Below are 16,273 nucleotides of genomic sequence, written 5' to 3'. Positions count from 1 at the left end.
TCCGGTGCCTCCCCGTTCTTCGGTGCGCGGTTCCGCCGCCCACTTTATTCGATGCGCCCGTATCGATTCCGGAGTACGGTTCCGATGCAAGCGCATCGGTTCATGAACGAGGAGGGGACGGGCATGCGGGACGCCTTGTGGAAGATGTCGGCCACCGCCCAGGCGGGAGGCCGTACGCGGCGCGGAGATATCGGCGGTCGAACTGATCGGGAGTCATCTGGAGCGCATCGCGGAGGTCAACCCGCGGGTGAACGCGATCACCCAGCTCCTCGCGGAGCGCGCGTACGAGGCCGCCGCCCGGACGGACCGCCGCCGCGCCGCGGGAGAGCCGCTGGGCCCGCTCGCGGGTGTGCCGTTCACGGTGAAGGAGAGCACCCCCGTCGAGGGCGTGCCGACCACGTTCGGCGCCGAACGCTTCCGGGACCTGGTGGCGCGGGCCGACGCGCTCCCGGTGGCACGTCTGCGGGCGGCCGGGGCCGTCCCCATCGGGCACACCAACATCCCCACCCTGATCCTGGCGGGGATGCACACCCGCAGCGAGCTGTACGGCGACACGGTCAATCCGTGGGACGGCGGCCGGACCCCGGGCGGCTCCAGCGGAGGTGACGCGGTCGCCGTCGCCACGGGGCTCGCGCCGCTCGGGCTCGGCAACGACTCCGGCGGATCGGTGCGCATCCCGGCCCAGTTCTGCGGTGTGGCCGTGCTGAAGCCGTCCACCGGCCGCTTCCCCGCCGACCACCGCGTGTTCGGCCCGGACGACCCCGGCCCGGCCTCTCAGGCGCTCGTCACGGACGGACCGCTGGCCCGCTGCGTGGGCGATCTGCGGCTGGCGTACGAGGTGCTGGCCGGGACCGATCCGCGGGACCCCCGGGCCGTGCCGGTGCCCCTCCACGGCGAGCCGCTCCCCGGCCCTGTGAAGGTCGCGGTCGTGACGGACCCCGGCGGGCACGGCGTCGACCCCACTGTCCGCGCGGCCGTCGCGACCGCGGCCGACGCGCTCCGTGACGCCGGGTACGACGTACGTGAGATCGAGGACGTACCACGGCTGGACGAGGCGCTGGAGGCGTACGGCCGGATCACCATGACCGAGTTCGCCCCGGCCTGGCCCGTGGTGCGCACACTGCTCGGCGAGGGCGGGGACCGCTACATCCGGATGGCGATGGAGCGGACCCCGCCCGCGAGCGCGGACGAGTTCATGAAGCTGATGGGCACCTGGATGGGCATCCGCCGCTCATGGGCCGAGTTCCTCGACGCGTACCCGCTGCTGCTCGGCCCGGTGTTCACCGAGCCGCCTGTCGAGCCGGGTCTGGAATCCCGCGACCGGGCGGGCCGGGACCGGGTCGGCACGGCGATGCGGCTGTGCACCGTGACCAGCTTCGTCGGCGTGCCCGGTGTGGCAGTGCCGACCGGGGTGAGCGAGGGGCTGCCGTCCGGGGTGCAGATCGTCGGACGGGCGTTCCGGGAGGACCTGTGTCTGGCCGCCGCGCAGGCCGTCGAGGATCGGCTCGGGATCCTCACACCGGTGGACCCGGGCCGCTGAGACGCGCACCGCCCGCTCTCCTCGCCGCCGTCACCCCGTCACAGGGCCCACCGGCAGTACATACGACGACCGTCCGACCCTGCGCGACCGGCCAGCCCCGCCAGCTGGGCCAGCGCCTGACCCGCGTCCTCGGAGGTGTATCCGGACGCTTCGAGTTCCTCGGTGCCCGACCACGGCCCGGCGGCTTCCGCGAGGGCGGCGGGCGTGGCCGACGCCAACGCCTCCTGAAGGGTGTCGGACACGCTCATGATGAAGGCGCTCTCCGACTCGGGGGACGAGAGCAGCTGTCCCGAGCGGGGGCGCCGGGTCGCCTCGTCATAGGAGCAGCCGGTCAGGATCGCTTCGAGACGGGCCAGCACGACGACCGGATCGATCCCCCTGAGCGGGACCACGTCGAAGGTCGCGGGGTCGGGCCCGTCGGACTGGTCAAGGACACGGACGGCCACGTCGTCGTCGGCCGCCGAGAAGTATTCGCACATCACCATGCAGTGATCGTCGCATCCACCACTGACATCGACCGTGGTGGCCGGGTTCCGGTGGCCGGGTTCCACGGCCCACAAGAGATCCGGCCAATTGTCCTCCGAGGCGCTCACCTTCAGCGTTGATCAAGCCCTGTCAGGTCGATACGCTGTTTGACTTGGGGGTTTTCGTGACATCGTTCCCGAACGCTCGTCGTATTCCAGGGGTGGGGGCTCCATGATCAGGAAGCACAGGTTCGTCTTGTCGGCGGCAGCGGTCGTGCTCGCCGCGGTACCGGCGACGCTGGTGGTCCAGGACCGGCTCGACGCGGCGGAGCGGGATTCGCTCGAACGCGCCGCCCAGCGGATCTTCCAGCGCGACGCCGACCTCAGCACGGCGTCCTGGCGGAATCACCCGGCGCCCGCGGGCAGGGACTGGGGCGGAGCGGCGGCCGAAGCCCGGGTCGACCAGGTGGAGAAGCGGGGCGAACGCGCCAAGGTGTGGGTCCAGCAGCTCACGACGCCGTACACGACCACCCCGACCGGTACGAAGCCGGAGGCGACCGTTCCCTATGTGTCGTCCCATCTCTTCGTCTTCGAACGAACCGGCGACGACTGGCGGTTGGCCGAGGACCTCACCCGCTCCGACCAGCCGGGGTAGTGGAACGGTGAGCGCACGGCCCGACGGGCCGTGCGCTTCGCCGACCCCGAGGTGCCGGGGCACCACCGGGTGCCCCTGGATCGCCCGCCGACTCCCGTACGACCCTGCTCCGCGGGACGGGCGCGATCCGGGTGGACGGCCGTCACCGGCCGTCCACGTCCGCCGACGGCGTGGTGGTGGGGCGTCCGGTGCTCCAGGTCCGCCACAGCCGCGCGTAGGTCCCTTCGGCGGCGACGAGTTCGTCGTGCGTACCGGTCTCGACCACCCGTCCGGCGTCGAGCACGAGTATCCGATCGGCCGTCGCGGTCTGGGAGAGCCGATGGGCGATCACCAACGCCGCCCGTCCCCGGACAGCGGCTGCCGCGGCCCGTTCCAGCAGACCGGCGTCCGCGGTGTCGGCGTCCGCGGTGGCCTCGTCCAGGATGACCAGTTCCGCCTCGGCGAGCACCAGCCGTGCCAGCGCGGTGTGTTGCGCCTGCGCGGCGGTCAGCGGATGCCCGCCATGACCGACCGGGGTGTCCAGGCCCTCGGGCAGGGTGGACACCAGGGCCGTGGCGCCGACCACGGCGAGGGCGCGCAGTATCCGCTCGTCGTCGCTGCCGGGGGCCGTGAGCGTGAGATTGTCGCGGAGCGTCCCGGCGAAGACATGGGTCTCCTGGGTCACGGTCATGATCCCGGTCCTCGGGACGCCCCGGACGACGCTCCCCGCGAGGGGTTCATGGACACCGGCGACGAGCGACGCGAGCGTGGACTTGCCGGACCCCGTCGCCCCGACCACGGCGACCACCTCACCGCGGGCGATCCGCAGACCGACGCCGGACAGCACCGGGCTGTCCCGCCGGTAGGCGAAGCGCACATCGGCGGTCTCCACCGCGGCGACCGCATCACGCCAAGCGGGCTCCCCCGCGGCCACACCGACGCCGCGGGGGGCCTCGCCGGGCCGGGCGGTGTCCGTCCCTTGCCCCTCTTCCCTGGCGGCCGGTGGCGTCGGCTCCTCCCCGGCCCGGGGGCCGGGCCGCCGGGTCACGCCGATGAGCCGTCCGAGCGCGGCGAGGCACGACTGGGCGTCGTCCATGACGAACAGCAGCGCGGCGACCGGGGCGACCGCGCGCAGGAACAGCAGCGCGGCGGCGGTCACCTCACCGGGTGTGGCCTCGCCGGTGAGGGCGAGCCGCACACCGATGGCGAGGACGGCGGCCAGCCCGACCGCCTCGGTGATGTTCAGCCGCCCGAACAGCCGGTTCTGGACGATCCGGGTCCGCATGGCCCACCGCACGGTCTGCCAGCTGGCGTCGCGGACCTGCGCCGACTGACGCTGTTCGAGGCGGTGGGCGGTGACGGTCGGCAACTCGGTGAGGGTGCCCAGGATGTGCCGGCCGCGCGTGGAGCGGGCGGCCCGTTCGGCGGCGTAGACCTCCGGCGCGGTCCGCAGGTACCAGCGCACGGTCATGGCGTACAGCGGGACGATGACGGCGAACCCGAGCACGTACCAGGGGTCGAGGGCGCCCAGTCCCGCCCCCACGAGCACGATGGTGAACGCCGAGGCGCACAGCCGTGGCAGCACCTCCGGCAGCGTGCCCGAGACCTCGGCGATGTCGTCACCGGCCCGGGTCACCACGTCCCCGGCACCCGCGGCCTCCACCACGGAGCGGGGGAGACCCAGCGCGGCGGCGACAAAGGCCTCACGCAGTTCCGCGATCACCGTCTCCGCGAGCCGCGCCAGCGCCCCGGCGGCGACCCAGGTCAGCGCCCCCGCCGCGACCGCCGCTCCGGCCAGCAGGGCGACCTGCCACCAGAACGACCCCGGCACGCCCGCCCCGTCCGCGGCGATCACGGCGTCCAGCAACCGGCCCACGACCAGCGGGAAGACGAGGGAGGTGGCCGCCTCGGCCAGGAACAGGACGAGGATGCCCGCGAGAGCGAGGCGGCGGCCCCGCAGCATCTCCCACAGCTCCGCGGCGACCTGTCCGCCCGGGGCGACCGGCAGCGACCGGCCGTCGGTCCGTGGCACCGTCACCGTCTCAGGCATCGGCTTTCGTCCCCTCATCGGTCATGACCACCGGGTCGGCGACGGCGCGGAAGGCCGGGGCGGCGGTCAGCACGAGCGTGGTCCGCCCGGCCCGGTGCTCCCGCAGCCGGGTCGCGACGCGGTGCTCGGTGACGGCGTCCACCGAGGTGGTCGGTTCGATCAGCACCAGTACCTCGGGATCGGCGGCGACCGACCGGGCCAGGGCGATCCGCTGGCGCTGCCCGCCGGACAGCTCCCGCCCGCCGTCCCCGAGCACGGTGTCGTACCCGTCGGGCAGTTCGGCGGCGTCGAACCCCGCGACCGCCAGCGCGGTCCGGGCCGTACCGGCCGCAGCCGGGGCGGCGCCGGTCGCGCGGACGTTGTCCAGCACCGTCCCGGCCAGTACCCCCGGGGCGCGCGGGGCGACGAGCAACCGCTCCCGGAGCAGCGCCGGGCGGTACTCGTGCACCGCCCGGCCCGCGAAGGTGACCCGCCCCGACGACGGCACCGCCCGAAGGGTGAGGAAACCGGACAGCGCCGCCTGGGCGGACTGCGGCAGCTCCAGCACGACGAACCCGCCGACGGGGACGACGGCGTCGAGCGTCACCCCGTCCGCCAGGCCCAGCCGCTCGAACCCGAGAACCCGACCCGTGCGGTGGCCGGCGGGCACCGCCGTGCCCGCGGCGGCGGGATGGGGCGGGGTGGCCGTCAGGTCGAGGACGCGTGCGGCGGAGGCCTGCGAGACCGCCCAGAACGAGCCCAGCGCGCCCACCAGACTGTCGAGCGGACCGATCAGGGTGACCGCGACCCCGGCGACGGTGACCAGTTGTCCAGGACTGATCCGGCCCTCGAAGGCCGGTACCGCGGCGGCGATCACGACCACGGCGGCGAACGCGTGCGCGGTCGCCGCGCTCACCGCGTCGAACCCGGCCCGCGCGGCACGCGCCGCCAACGTCGCCCGCAACGCCGCACGGCTCACGCCCCGGTAGCGGGCGGCGGCGGTGTCCTGGGCGTGCAGGCCCCGGATCACCCGGTACCCCGCCACCAGATCGGCGGCAGCCGCCGCGGCGTCGGCCAGGCCCGCCTGCTCGGCCCCGCTCCGCCGCTGCAGCGTACGGGCGGCGGCGTGCATGAGCAGCAGCACCACCGGCAGCGCCACGGTCACCCCGACGCCGAGGGCCGGGTGCACCCAGAACAGGACTCCGGCCGCGACGACCAGCCCGACGGCCTCACCGGGCGGATAGACGGTCACATAGAGGGCCAGACAGGTGCGGTGCACATCTGCGGTCGCCAACGACAGCAGCACGCCCGGCGCCCGGACGGTCCCGGCCATGCCGCGCTCGTCGAGGACCCGGCCGAGCACGGCCTGGGACAACTCGTACTGCGCGCGCTGCACCCCGAACCAGCCCAGCCGCCCCCCGAAGCGGTAGCCGAGATGGATCGCGGCGTACAGGGCGACGAACACGGCCGACCAGCCCGTCAGCGCCGGTCCGATCCCGTCGGCCCCCGCCCCCGCCGCGGCGGGCGTGATCACCGTGTCGACGAACCGTCCGACCGCGACCGGCAGCAGCATCGAGGCGACGTTGAACACCACCAGCAGCAGCGCGCCGGGCAGTACCCACGGCCACGCGGAACGGATCACCGCCCCGCTCAACCGCGCGGGCGACCACCCGGGATCGACGCGCAGCCCCGGCCCCCGGGGCGCCGCGCCCGCTTCGAACAGGCCCCAGCGCCGTCCGCTTCCCGCACCTCGCCGTGTCGACACCCCGGCTCAGCCCCGCTGGGTGAGGGTATGCAGGGTGTAGCCCCAGCCGATGGTGGTGCGCTCCACGAGCCGCAGGCCCGCCGCGGCGAACAGCGCGTGGTGCGCGTCCTGGTCCCGTGCTCCGCCACCGTGCAGGGCGAAGTCGATCAGATCGTCCTCGTAGTCGTGCTCGTCCGCCACCTCGACGTCGAGGACGTCACCGAACACCAGCACCCGGCCGCCCGGACCGAGACCGGCCGCCGCCTGACGCAGCACATGGACCGCGTCGCTGTCGGCGAGGGTGTGCAGCACATCGGCCAGGAGCACCGCCTCGGCGGTCACGGGAAGCGGCCCGAGCGGGCCGCCCGCCTCGTGCGCCACGCGCTCGTGCGCCGGGTGGATCCGGCGCAGCGCGTCGATCTGCGAGGGAGCGGCCACGATCGTGGCGCGCAGCCCGGGGTGGGCCGCGACGAGCGCGACGGCGAAACTGCCCGACGCCGTACCCGACACCACCACCGTCGACAGGTCCGAGAACACGGCGGCGGCGGCGACCGCGCCCGCCACGTACACGGCGTCCTCGGCCTCGCTCTCCGTGCGGGCGGCGAGCAGGACGGGGTCGTCCGCGACGCGCCGGTCGTGCTCGGCGCCGAACCACCGGGCGTGGTCGCCCCGTCCGGTGCGTACCGCCGACAGCAACGACAGGACACCCCCGAGCTCACGCTGGGCGTGCACCCCGTCGAGGTGGAGCGCGTCGGCCAGATACTCGTTCTCCAGCTCCCGGCCGAGAACGGTGAGCCGGTGACGGCCGTCGTCGAGCTGTTCGGTCATGCCGACCGAGGCGAGGAAGCGCAGCAGCCTGGTCAGGCCCACCGGGTCGGTGGCGGTCGCCGACGCGAGCTCGGCGGCGGTGCGCGGCCGGCCGTCGAACGCCGCCGCGAGACCGATGGTCGCCGCGACCCGGACGGCGAAGGCCGGGACGATCTCCGTCAGTCCGTGGAACCGCTCCGCCCCGTCCTCGCCCGCCCCGGAGCCGGGCGGCGCGGTGTCGTCACCGGGGACCACGGCCTGCCGTCGGCGCCAGTACCCGGTGACCTCGACCTGCTCCTTGGCCAGCCCCTTCTCGTTCCTCAGCCACCGCCGGATCGGGGTGAGGCCGAGGGTTTCCCCGGCGACCCACGCGAACACCGTCCCCTCCCACCACGGAGCGTTCCGCACGGCGTCGAACAGCAGGGTGGTCGTACCCGGTTCGGCACCGTCCCGGCTCAGCCAGGTCAGTGTCACCCCGGCCGGGACCGGGAGATCCTGCCGGTGCTCGGGCCGTTCGACCTCGACGAACACCTGGCCACGGACGCCCGCGGGCCACTCCTCCAGCCACCGGCCGATCGCGGGCAACGCGGTCTCGTCACCGGCCACCAGCGTCCAGTCCGCCCCCTCGGGCGGAGCCGACGACGACTTCGGTCCGGCGATCCGCACCCGCTCACCCGGCCGCACCCGGTACGCCCAGCTCGTCGCCGGACCGGCACCGTGCCGGACGAAGTCGACGTCCAGCTCCCCGGCCACCGGGTCCCAACGGCGCACGGTGTACGTGCGGATCAGCATATGGGGATCGTCACGGGGCCAGTTCAGCAGTCCGTCCGCCTGCGTCGGTCCGACGGCCACCGGGGCGTCGGGGTGCTTGAGGACGATCTTGAACTCGTCGTCGAACCCCTCCGAGCGGAACGCCGCCACCGGGAATCCGTTCGCCGCGGTGTGGGCGGCCAGTTCGGGACCGCCCAGGGTGACCCGGCGCATCCCCGGCGTCACGTCCGTCACCCGCAGGACGTCCAGTGTGCGGGTGGTGATGGGGAAGACCTCGATGGACCTCGGACTGCGTGCCACGGTTCTCACTTCTCTCGGTGGGTGACGGCCATGAAGGCGCCGCCGGACGGAACCCGGCCCGGTGCGTCGGGTTCGGCCGGACCGCCGGGTCCGCGGACGCCGTCCGGCGGGGCGGGTGCCGTCCGGGGATCGAGCGGCACCACCATCGGGGTACCGGTGACGGGGTCGGCGACGACCAGGGAACGCAACCCGAAGACCTCCTCGACCAGCCCCGCCGTGACGACGTCACCCGGGCTGCCCGTGGTGACGACGCCTCCGTCGCGCATCACGACGAGATGATCGGCGTAGCGGGCGGCCTGGTTCAGGTCGTGGAGCACCGCCACGATCGTCCTGCCCTGGTCGTGGAAGGTACGGAACAGCTCCATCAGCTCGTACTGGTGGGCGATGTCCAGGAACGTGGTCGGCTCGTCCAGCAGCAGGATCGGCGTCTGCTGGGCCAGCAGCATCGCCACCCACACGCGCTGCCGCTGCCCACCCGACAGCTCGTCCACCGGACGCCCGGAAAGCCCGGTCAGCCGGGTCGCCCGCATCGCCGCCGCCACGGCCTCCTCGTCGCGGGGGCGCCAGTGCTGGACAAGGCCCTGGTGGGGGGCACGGCCACGGGCGACGAGGTCCGCGACCCTGATCCCGTCCGGCGCGAGGGAGACCTGCGGCAGCAGCCCCAGCCGGCGGGCGATGTCCTTGGACCGGTAGGCGCTGATCGCCTTCCCGTCCAGCAGCACCCGTCCCGCCGCGGGGGCCAGCACCCGGGCGAGGGCACGCAGCAGGGTGGACTTGCCGCAGCCGTTCGGTCCGATGATCGCTGTGAACGACCCGTCGGGTATCTCCACCGACAGCCGCTCGGAGATGACGGTCCTGTCGTATCCGATCGTCGCCTCGTCGACGACGAGGCGTGCGGGGGCAGTCGCCCCGGCGGTGGGACCGTCGTCTCGTTCTTCATGGGACATGAGGGCCATCCACGCGTTCTGTTCGGGCTTCTCGGGCTCTGCGGGCTCTGCGGATGGGGTCATCCGGACACGCCGTACGTACGTCGGGATTCATGGATCAGCAGCCGGATCAGATACAGACCACCCAGGCATACGGTGATCAGACCGACCGGGACCGGCCGGTGGAACTCGGCGACGAGAACCGCGAGGAAGTGCGCCGCCGCCAGCAGCGCCGCCCCCGTCGCGGCCGCCGGGAGCACACCCACCCCGGGCGAGCGGGTCAGCCGCCGCGCCAGTTGCGGGGCGACCAGCGCGACGAAGCCGATCGGCCCCGCCGCCGCGGTCACCAGCGCCGTCGTCGCCACGCCCACCACCATCAACGCCGGACGTACGGCCGTTACCCTGGTGCCGTGGGCGACTGCCGCGTCGTCACCGAGCTCCAGACGGCGCAGCGACGGGGCGAGCAGGGCCGCCGCCAGCACGATCACCGCGGCGACGGCCAGCGAGGGAACCATGCTGTTCCACGACACGCGGGTCAGGGACCCGGCGCCCCAGAAGCCCACGGTCATCGCGTCGGTGAGGTCCGCGCGGGTGATCAGACAGGCGTTGACCGAGCCGAGCAGCGCGGACACCCCGATACCCACGACGATCAGCCGGAACCCCTGCACCCCGCGCCGGTAGGCCAGCACATACACCAGGAACGCCGTGGCCAGCCCGCCCCCGATCGCCGCGCCCGCGAGCGACCAGTAGTCGCCGTTGCCGAACACCAGGAGGGACAGCACCACGGCGGTGTAGGAACCGGCGTCGAAACCGATCACATCCGGCGAGCCCAGCGGATTGCGGGTCAGCGACTGGAAGATCGCCCCACCGATGCCCAGCAGCGCACCGAACACGATCGCGGCCACCACCACCGGCAGACGCCACTCCACCACGATCATCCGGTGGAACTCCGTGCCGGAACCGGTGAGCGCGGCGACGACCTCCCCGAGCGTCAGCGCGTACTCACCGAAGCGGATCGACACCACGGCCGACGCCAGCGCCACCAGGAACAGCACCAAGGTCACCGCCGCCGTACGCACACCCATCCGCGCGGAGAACCAGGGGACGCGGACAACGCGGAGCGCGTACCCGAAGTCGACGCCGTCCGCCCCGCGCACCTCGGTGCGCCGCCCCACGCCCGGTGGGCCGTCCGGGATTCCCGAGGTCACAGTCCGCTCACCTTCCGACGCCGTACGAGTGCGAGCAGCACGGGCGCGCCGATCACCGCGGTGAGCACGGCGACCTCGATCTCCCCGGGACGGGCGATCACCCTCCCGAGCGTGTCCGCCGCGAGGACCAGCACCGGACCGGCCAGCGCGCAGTGGACGGTGATCCACCGCTGGTCCGGTCCGACGAACCACCGCACCACGTGCGGCACCATCAGCCCGACGAACGCGATCCCCCCGGTCAGCGCCGTCGCGCCACCGGCCAGCAGGGTCACCGCGAGGACACCCAGGACCCGGGTGCGCAGCACCTTCGCCCCCAGCGACACCGCGAGGTCGTCGCCGAGGGCCATCGAGTTCAGCGATCCCGAGACCACCAGCGCGATCAGCAGTCCGACCGCGAGGAACGGAGCGACGGCGACCGTGTCGTCCAGGCTGGTACGGGCGATGGACCCGAGCCCCCAGGCGCGGACCGAACGGAAGGTCTCCGGGTCGATCAGGGTCAGGAAGGTGCTGAACCCGTTCAGCACCGCGCCCAGCGCGACCCCGGCCAGTACGAGCGTCACCGGCGAGGCCGTTCCCCGCCCAGCGGCACCGATCAGATACACCAGCACCGTCGCGGCGGCCGCCCCCACGAACGCGAACCACACGTAACCGGTGATCCCGGACAGCCCGAAGAACCCCGCCCCGAGGGTCACGGCGAAGCCCGCACCGGCGTTCACCCCGAGGATTCCGGAGTCGGCCAGCGGATTGCGCGTCAGCGCCTGGATCGACGCGCCCGCCACCCCAAGGGCCGCTCCCACCACGACCCCGGCGACCGTACGCGGCACCCGCAGGTCCCACACGATGACCGACTCCTGGGACCCGTCGCGCTGCCAGAACCCTGTCCACACCTGTCCGGCGGACAACTCGTTGGCACCGACGGCCAGACTCGCCGACGCCGTCACCACCAGCACGAACAGCGACAGCACCAGACCCGGGACGCGCCGGGCCGCGGCGCGGTCCTCGTCGGGACGGAGGACCGAGGAGCCAGGAGCGGGCTCATGAACGGTCGTCATACGCGCGCGACCACCGCACATGACGCGCGGCCGGTACGAGACGCGGGGCCGGAGCCGGAGCCGCGGATCAGGTTCGGGGGAGTGGCTGCCATGCACGGGCTGCCTCCCGACACGGCGTGCCTCAACGGATCGCCTTTCCACCCAGATCGGCGAGCTCGTCGATCAGCCACGGCACGCTCAGCACGCTCTGCACATTCAGTCCCCACGCGAAGTGGTTGGTGCCGGACTTCTTGTCCTGCGCGTTGACGACCGCTCGTCCGTCGGCCACCGCGGGCACGGCCTCGACCAGGGGCGCGTCCACGAAGTACCCGGGGTCGCCGGAGGTGCTGAGCAGCAGGAAGTCCGCGTCGATCAGTCCGACGAGCTCGTCGCTGATCGTGCCGTCCTTGGTGAACTTCTTGGCGGCTGCGGGCAGTACGAAGCCCAGCTGCTCGAAGAGCAGCGCGGTGTCGGAGCCGGGGGAGCTCGCGTAATAGGGACCGTACTTCTCGTCGTACACGATGACGTGCGTGGCGGTCCTGCCCTTGAACTCGGGGTGGTCGGCGCGGGTCTTCGCCACGCTCTTCTCCGCCGCTTCGACGGCGCTCCTTGCCGCGGCGGTCAGATCGAGGGTGTCGCCCAGCTTCCGCGTGAGTTCCTGCCAGGTCAGCTCGCCCGCGGGCGCGTGGAGCACGGGGGCGATGGCCTTGAGCTTGTCGAACCGTGCCTGGTCGAACGTCTCGTAGGCGGCGAGGGCGACGATGAGGTCCGGGGACGCGGCGGCGACCGCCTCGGCGGACACCTCCGTACCCGCCTCGGCGTCCCACAACTTGTCGATCTTCCCGATGTCGTCGGCGTCGAGCCAGGGATTGCGGTCGACGGTCGACGGCGCGAACACCGGTGTCCCGCCCAGCGCGACCAGCGCGTCGGTGTCCAGGGTGTTCGCGGTGACCACCGCGATCCGCTCGGGGCGCCGGTCGAGCCGGGTGTCACCGAACGGGGTCCGCAGGGTCAGCGGGTACTCGGTCACGCCCTCCCCGGCGGGAAGAGCGGCGGAGGCACCGGCCGAGGTCCCCGTGGCAGCGGGTTCACCGGTACCCGCGCCGCAGCCCGTGACCAGGATCAGCCCGGCGATGACGGCTCCGGCCAGACGTGCCGCGCGGGTTCGGGGTGTACGCAAGGCTTGCATGGGACCTCTCGGGTGGTGATGCCCCGGGCCGGACCCGTCTGATGACCTGGTCGGCAGGGCGCTATGTGCTGCCAACTATGGTTAGCCTTACCTATGTGATGGCTCCAGTGCGAAAAGTGACAACTTCGATGCGGATGATGACAATCGGAGCCGACGGATGACCCCACGCCGAAGGGACCCCGGAGCGCACGCGGCCCTCTCGTCACTCGACTTCCCGCTGCACATACCGGGCGTCGACATCCCCGAACGGGTCCACGACGACGAACACATGGCGCTCTGGCAGATCAGGGGCAGCACCCTCGTGCAGTGCGGGGAGACCTCCGTCGAGATCACCGAGGGCGAGGTCGTCTGGCTGCCCGCGGGGACCAGGCACGCGCTGGAGGTCCGGGCGAACTCCGTCCTGTTCCCGCTCTCCATCTCGGTGGACGAGATCGCGACCGTGCTCACCGACATCACGGTCGTCTCGATCCGCAACGACGAGAAGATCTACTTCCTGGCCCTCCACCAGAGCCAGAGCACCATCATCCGCCCCTCCGCGAACATCCAGCGGCAGGTGCTGTCCATCCTCGAACGCCGGGCACTGGCCTCCGACGACCTCCCGCTGCCCACCAGCCCCGGAGCGGCCGCGGTGGCGGGCGCCCTGCTGTTCAACCCGGGCGACGACCGGCGCATCCGCGACTGGGCGCTCGCGGTACGGACCAGCGGGCGCAGCCTGGAGCGGGCCTTCGTCGCGGAGACCGGACTGACGTTCGGCCAGTGGCGCACCAGAAGCCGTATGCACGCCGCGGCCCGGCTGCTGCGCGCGGGCTCGTCGGTGGTCTCGGTCACCCAGCGCGTGGGATACGAGGACCCCAGCAGCTTCGCCCGCGCCTTCCGCGACTTCTACGACATGAGCCCGACGGAGTACGTGGCCCCGGACCGGCGGACCTGACCGCCGGTCCACCGGCGGTGACGGCCCACCGGCCCATGCCCGGTGGGCCGTCGGCGTCCATCGACACATTCGGCATGGTTCGGTGAAGACGCGGACAGTCGGCCTCCGCAGCCGACGCGGGAGGAGCGCACGCCACGCGGCCCGGGTACCCCCTCCGGGAGCCCCGCCGATCGGGGGGTAACAGGAATGTGCGCTACCCGTTGTCCTGGGGGAGACCTGACGGGAAGCTTCGGCCAGTCACCGGAGTGACGTCTCCGGTACTCCGGGTGAAGAAGGAGTGCGTATCGCCATGTCCCTACGCAGAATGCTCTCCACCGCAACTGTGGCCGTGTCCCTGGTGGGCACCGGGCTGCTGGCCGCTCCGGCCGCGCAGGCCGCACCGCCGGCTTCCGCGGCGGGGGCCGCCCACTGGGTCTCGTACGGTCCGCACCAGTCCTACGAGCATTGCGAGAGGATCGCTAACCACCTGGTCGCCATCTGGCTCATCACCGAGTTCAGATGTGACCCCTACCCGCCCTACCACCTGAATGTCTGGAAGTAGTGGCCCGACCTGGCCGCACCGGCGACCCACGACCGCGTCCGTCTGACGGCTGAGAGCCGAACGCGTCGCGGAGCCGGTACACATCGTGGTCGTCGTCCGAGTGACCGCGGACGACGGCACCGCCCGCCCCGTCCGCCGCCCGCAACCCCGCGGTACGCGCCCGCCGGGCCCCGACGGGCACGCCGGAAAACCGGAGGAGCGGGGAAAGCCGCGCTGCTAGCATGATTGTCATGGCACGAGGTATCTGGTCGCAGAAGGTCCGCTCCGCCCGCTGACGGCGGCGCCTTCTCCCTTTCGAATCTGCGCTCGCCGTCCCGGTTCCCGCCGGGCGGCCACTTCCCGCTGCCCGGCTCCCACTGCGAGTCGCGGAGCCTCCGTTGAACCTCACTCCCACCCCCGAAGCCATGTCCCGCTCCGTCCCGGCCGACGGCAGCGCACACCTCCGCGCCGAGGGCGTCACCGTCACCCGCGGGTCCCGGCGGGTCCTGGCCGACGTCTCCGTCACCGTCTCCGCCCGGTCGCGGATCGCCGTCGTCGGCGAGAACGGCCGTGGCAAGACGACCCTGCTGCACGTCCTCGCCGGACTGCTCACGCCCGACAACGGCACCGTGCACCGGGCCGGCACGATCGGTCTGGCGCGCCAGGAACTGTCCGCACGGGACGGCGAGACCGTCGGCACCCTGACCTCCGAGGCGCTGGCCGCCTCGCTCGCGGCCCTCACCGCCCTGGACGAGGCGACCCGGGCCATGACCGAGGGCGACCCCTCGGCCGACGACCGCTACGCGTCCGCACTCGACGCCGCCACCCGGCTCGACGCGTGGGACGCCGAACGCCGCGTCGATGTCGCACTCGAAGCCCTCGGTGCCTGCGCCGACCGCGACCGCCCCCTGTCGACACTGTCGGTCGGGCAGCGCTACCGGGTCCGGCTCGCGTGCCTGCTCGGCGCGCGGCACGACATCCTGCTGCTCGACGAGCCGACCAACCATCTCGACGCGGGCGGGCTGGACTTCCTGACCCGCAGGCTGCGCGAGCACGACGGCGGGCTCGCCGTCGTCAGCCACGACCGCGCGCTGCTGCGCGACATCGCGAACCGCTTCCTCGACCTCGACCCGGCCCGCGACGGCAAGCCGCGTCTGTACGCCGGCGGCTACGACAGCTGGCAGGACGCCCGACGCCGTGAGCGTGACCGCTGGGAGCAGGACCACGAGGAGCAGCAGGCCGAGCACCGGCGGCTGAAGGACGCCGTGTCGAAGGCCCGTGACCGGCTCTCCACCGGCTGGCGGCCGGACAAGGGGACCGGCAAGCACCAGCGTCAGTCCCGGGCACCGGGCGTGGTGCAGGCCCTGAAGCGGCAGCAGGACGCCCTGGAGGCGCACCGGATCGATGTACCGGAGCCACCGGCGGCGCTCCGCTGGCCGGACCCCGGTGTCCGGCCGGGCGCTCCGCAGCTACGGGCGTTCGGCGTCGCGGTCCAGGGGCGGCTGGCCGGTCCGGTCGACCTCGTCCTCGACGGCGGCGACCGACTGCTCGTCACCGGACCCAACGGTGCCGGGAAGTCCACGCTGCTCGCGGTGCTGGCCGGTTCGCTCACGCCCACGGCCGGCCATGTCCGGACGGCGGAGGGGGCACGGGTCGTCCGGGTGACCCAGGAGACCGCAGGGCAGGAACCCGGACCGACCGCCCGCGAGGTGCACGGGCTTCATATGGGGCGGTTGGTGGCCCGCGGGACACTGCGTGACGCCGATGCCGTCCCGCTCAGGGCGATGGGTCTGCTGGACGCCGACGCGATGCGCACGCCGGTCGGGCGGATGTCGCAGGGGCAGCGCCGGCGCCTCGACCTGGCGCTGGCGCTGGCCGGGCGGCCCGGACTGATCCTGCTCGACGAGCCGACCAACCATCTGTCGTCGGCGCTGGTCGACGAACTGACCGAGGCGATCCGCGGCACGAGCGCCGCCGTGGTCGTCGCGACGCACGACCGGCAGCTCCTGCGGGACCTCGCGGACTGGCCGCGGCTGGAGTTGGACGAGCCCCCGGTACCGGGGGCCTGATCCGGCGTGACCGGTCCGTCGGGCGGGTGAAACGACCGGGCGGCACCGGGAGCACTGACCGGTAGCGCCCTGCGCCGCCTTGCGACGGGAGCACTGACCGGCACCGCCTG

The 16,273-nt window shown here is 73.0% G+C and carries 12 protein-coding genes and 1 pseudogene; 5 read left to right on the top strand and 8 right to left on the bottom strand.

Going from position 1 to position 16,273, the window contains the following annotated elements:
* Window positions 1–123 precede the first annotated feature (123 nt).
* Window positions 124–1,540: pseudogene (locus OG711_RS00585) on the top strand (amidase).
* Between the two features lie 38 nt (window positions 1,541–1,578).
* Here the strand turns inward: OG711_RS00585 and OG711_RS00580 are convergent.
* Window positions 1,579–2,025, bottom strand: coding sequence for a hypothetical protein (locus tag OG711_RS00580; RefSeq protein ID WP_329558009.1), 447 nt, complete (start codon window positions 2,023–2,025; stop codon window positions 1,579–1,581).
* Window positions 2,026–2,236: 211 nt separating this feature from the next.
* Here OG711_RS00580 and OG711_RS00575 point away from each other — a divergent pair, with 211 nt between their 5' ends.
* Window positions 2,237–2,659, top strand: a complete 423-nt coding sequence (locus tag OG711_RS00575; RefSeq protein WP_329558008.1) for a hypothetical protein — start codon at window positions 2,237–2,239, stop codon at window positions 2,657–2,659.
* Window positions 2,660–2,801: 142 nt separating this feature from the next.
* Here the strand turns inward: OG711_RS00575 and OG711_RS00570 are convergent, their stop codons facing one another.
* The 7 genes from OG711_RS00570 to OG711_RS00540 form a co-directional block, all read right to left on the bottom strand.
* Window positions 2,802–4,688 (bottom strand): ABC transporter ATP-binding protein, encoded by a 1,887-nt coding sequence (locus tag OG711_RS00570; protein WP_329558007.1) that lies wholly within the window; start codon window positions 4,686–4,688, stop codon window positions 2,802–2,804.
* Window positions 4,681–6,309, bottom strand: a complete 1,629-nt coding sequence (locus tag OG711_RS00565) for an ABC transporter ATP-binding protein (RefSeq protein WP_329558006.1) — start codon at window positions 6,307–6,309, stop codon at window positions 4,681–4,683. The genes OG711_RS00570 and OG711_RS00565 overlap by 8 nt, the downstream gene beginning before the upstream one ends.
* Window positions 6,310–6,438: 129 nt before the next feature.
* Window positions 6,439–8,289: a siderophore-interacting protein gene (locus tag OG711_RS00560; RefSeq protein WP_329558005.1), complete on the bottom strand. Its 1,851-nt coding sequence runs from the start codon at window positions 8,287–8,289 to the stop codon at window positions 6,439–6,441.
* Between the two features lie 5 nt (window positions 8,290–8,294).
* Window positions 8,295–9,236, bottom strand: coding sequence for an ABC transporter ATP-binding protein (locus OG711_RS00555; protein WP_079184945.1), 942 nt, complete (start codon window positions 9,234–9,236; stop codon window positions 8,295–8,297).
* Between the two features lie 59 nt (window positions 9,237–9,295).
* Window positions 9,296–10,300, bottom strand: a complete 1,005-nt coding sequence (locus OG711_RS00550; RefSeq protein WP_079184946.1) for a FecCD family ABC transporter permease — start codon at window positions 10,298–10,300, stop codon at window positions 9,296–9,298.
* Window positions 10,301–10,419: 119 nt separating this feature from the next.
* The gene (locus OG711_RS00545; protein ID WP_329558004.1) at window positions 10,420–11,475 is read right to left on the bottom strand and encodes a FecCD family ABC transporter permease; all 1,056 of its coding nucleotides are present in this window, start codon (window positions 11,473–11,475) and stop codon (window positions 10,420–10,422) included.
* 121 nt (window positions 11,476–11,596) lie between these two features.
* The gene (locus OG711_RS00540; protein WP_073792607.1) at window positions 11,597–12,634 is read right to left on the bottom strand and encodes an ABC transporter substrate-binding protein; all 1,038 of its coding nucleotides are present in this window, start codon (window positions 12,632–12,634) and stop codon (window positions 11,597–11,599) included.
* A gap of 166 nt (window positions 12,635–12,800) precedes the next feature.
* On the opposite strand from OG711_RS00540, the gene OG711_RS00535 reads away from it, so the two are divergent.
* The 3 genes from OG711_RS00535 (at window position 12,801) to OG711_RS00525 (ending at window position 16,163) form a co-directional block, all read left to right on the top strand.
* Window positions 12,801–13,574 carry a helix-turn-helix transcriptional regulator gene (locus OG711_RS00535; RefSeq protein ID WP_073792608.1) on the top strand — a complete coding sequence of 258 codons (774 nt, stop codon included), beginning with the start codon at window positions 12,801–12,803 and terminating at the stop codon, window positions 13,572–13,574.
* Window positions 13,575–13,863: 289 nt separating this feature from the next.
* Window positions 13,864–14,115, top strand: a complete 252-nt coding sequence (locus tag OG711_RS00530) for a hypothetical protein (protein ID WP_329558003.1) — start codon at window positions 13,864–13,866, stop codon at window positions 14,113–14,115.
* Window positions 14,116–14,492: 377 nt separating this feature from the next.
* Window positions 14,493–16,163, top strand: a complete 1,671-nt coding sequence (locus tag OG711_RS00525) for an ABC-F family ATP-binding cassette domain-containing protein (RefSeq protein ID WP_329558002.1) — start codon at window positions 14,493–14,495, stop codon at window positions 16,161–16,163.
* Window positions 16,164–16,273: the final 110 nt, after the last annotated feature.

The sequence above is a fragment of the Streptomyces uncialis genome, assembly GCF_036250755.1.
GTDB classification, from domain to species: Bacteria; Actinomycetota; Actinomycetes; order Streptomycetales; family Streptomycetaceae; genus Streptomyces; species Streptomyces uncialis.
This window is presented reverse-complemented; position numbering and strand designations above follow the sequence as displayed.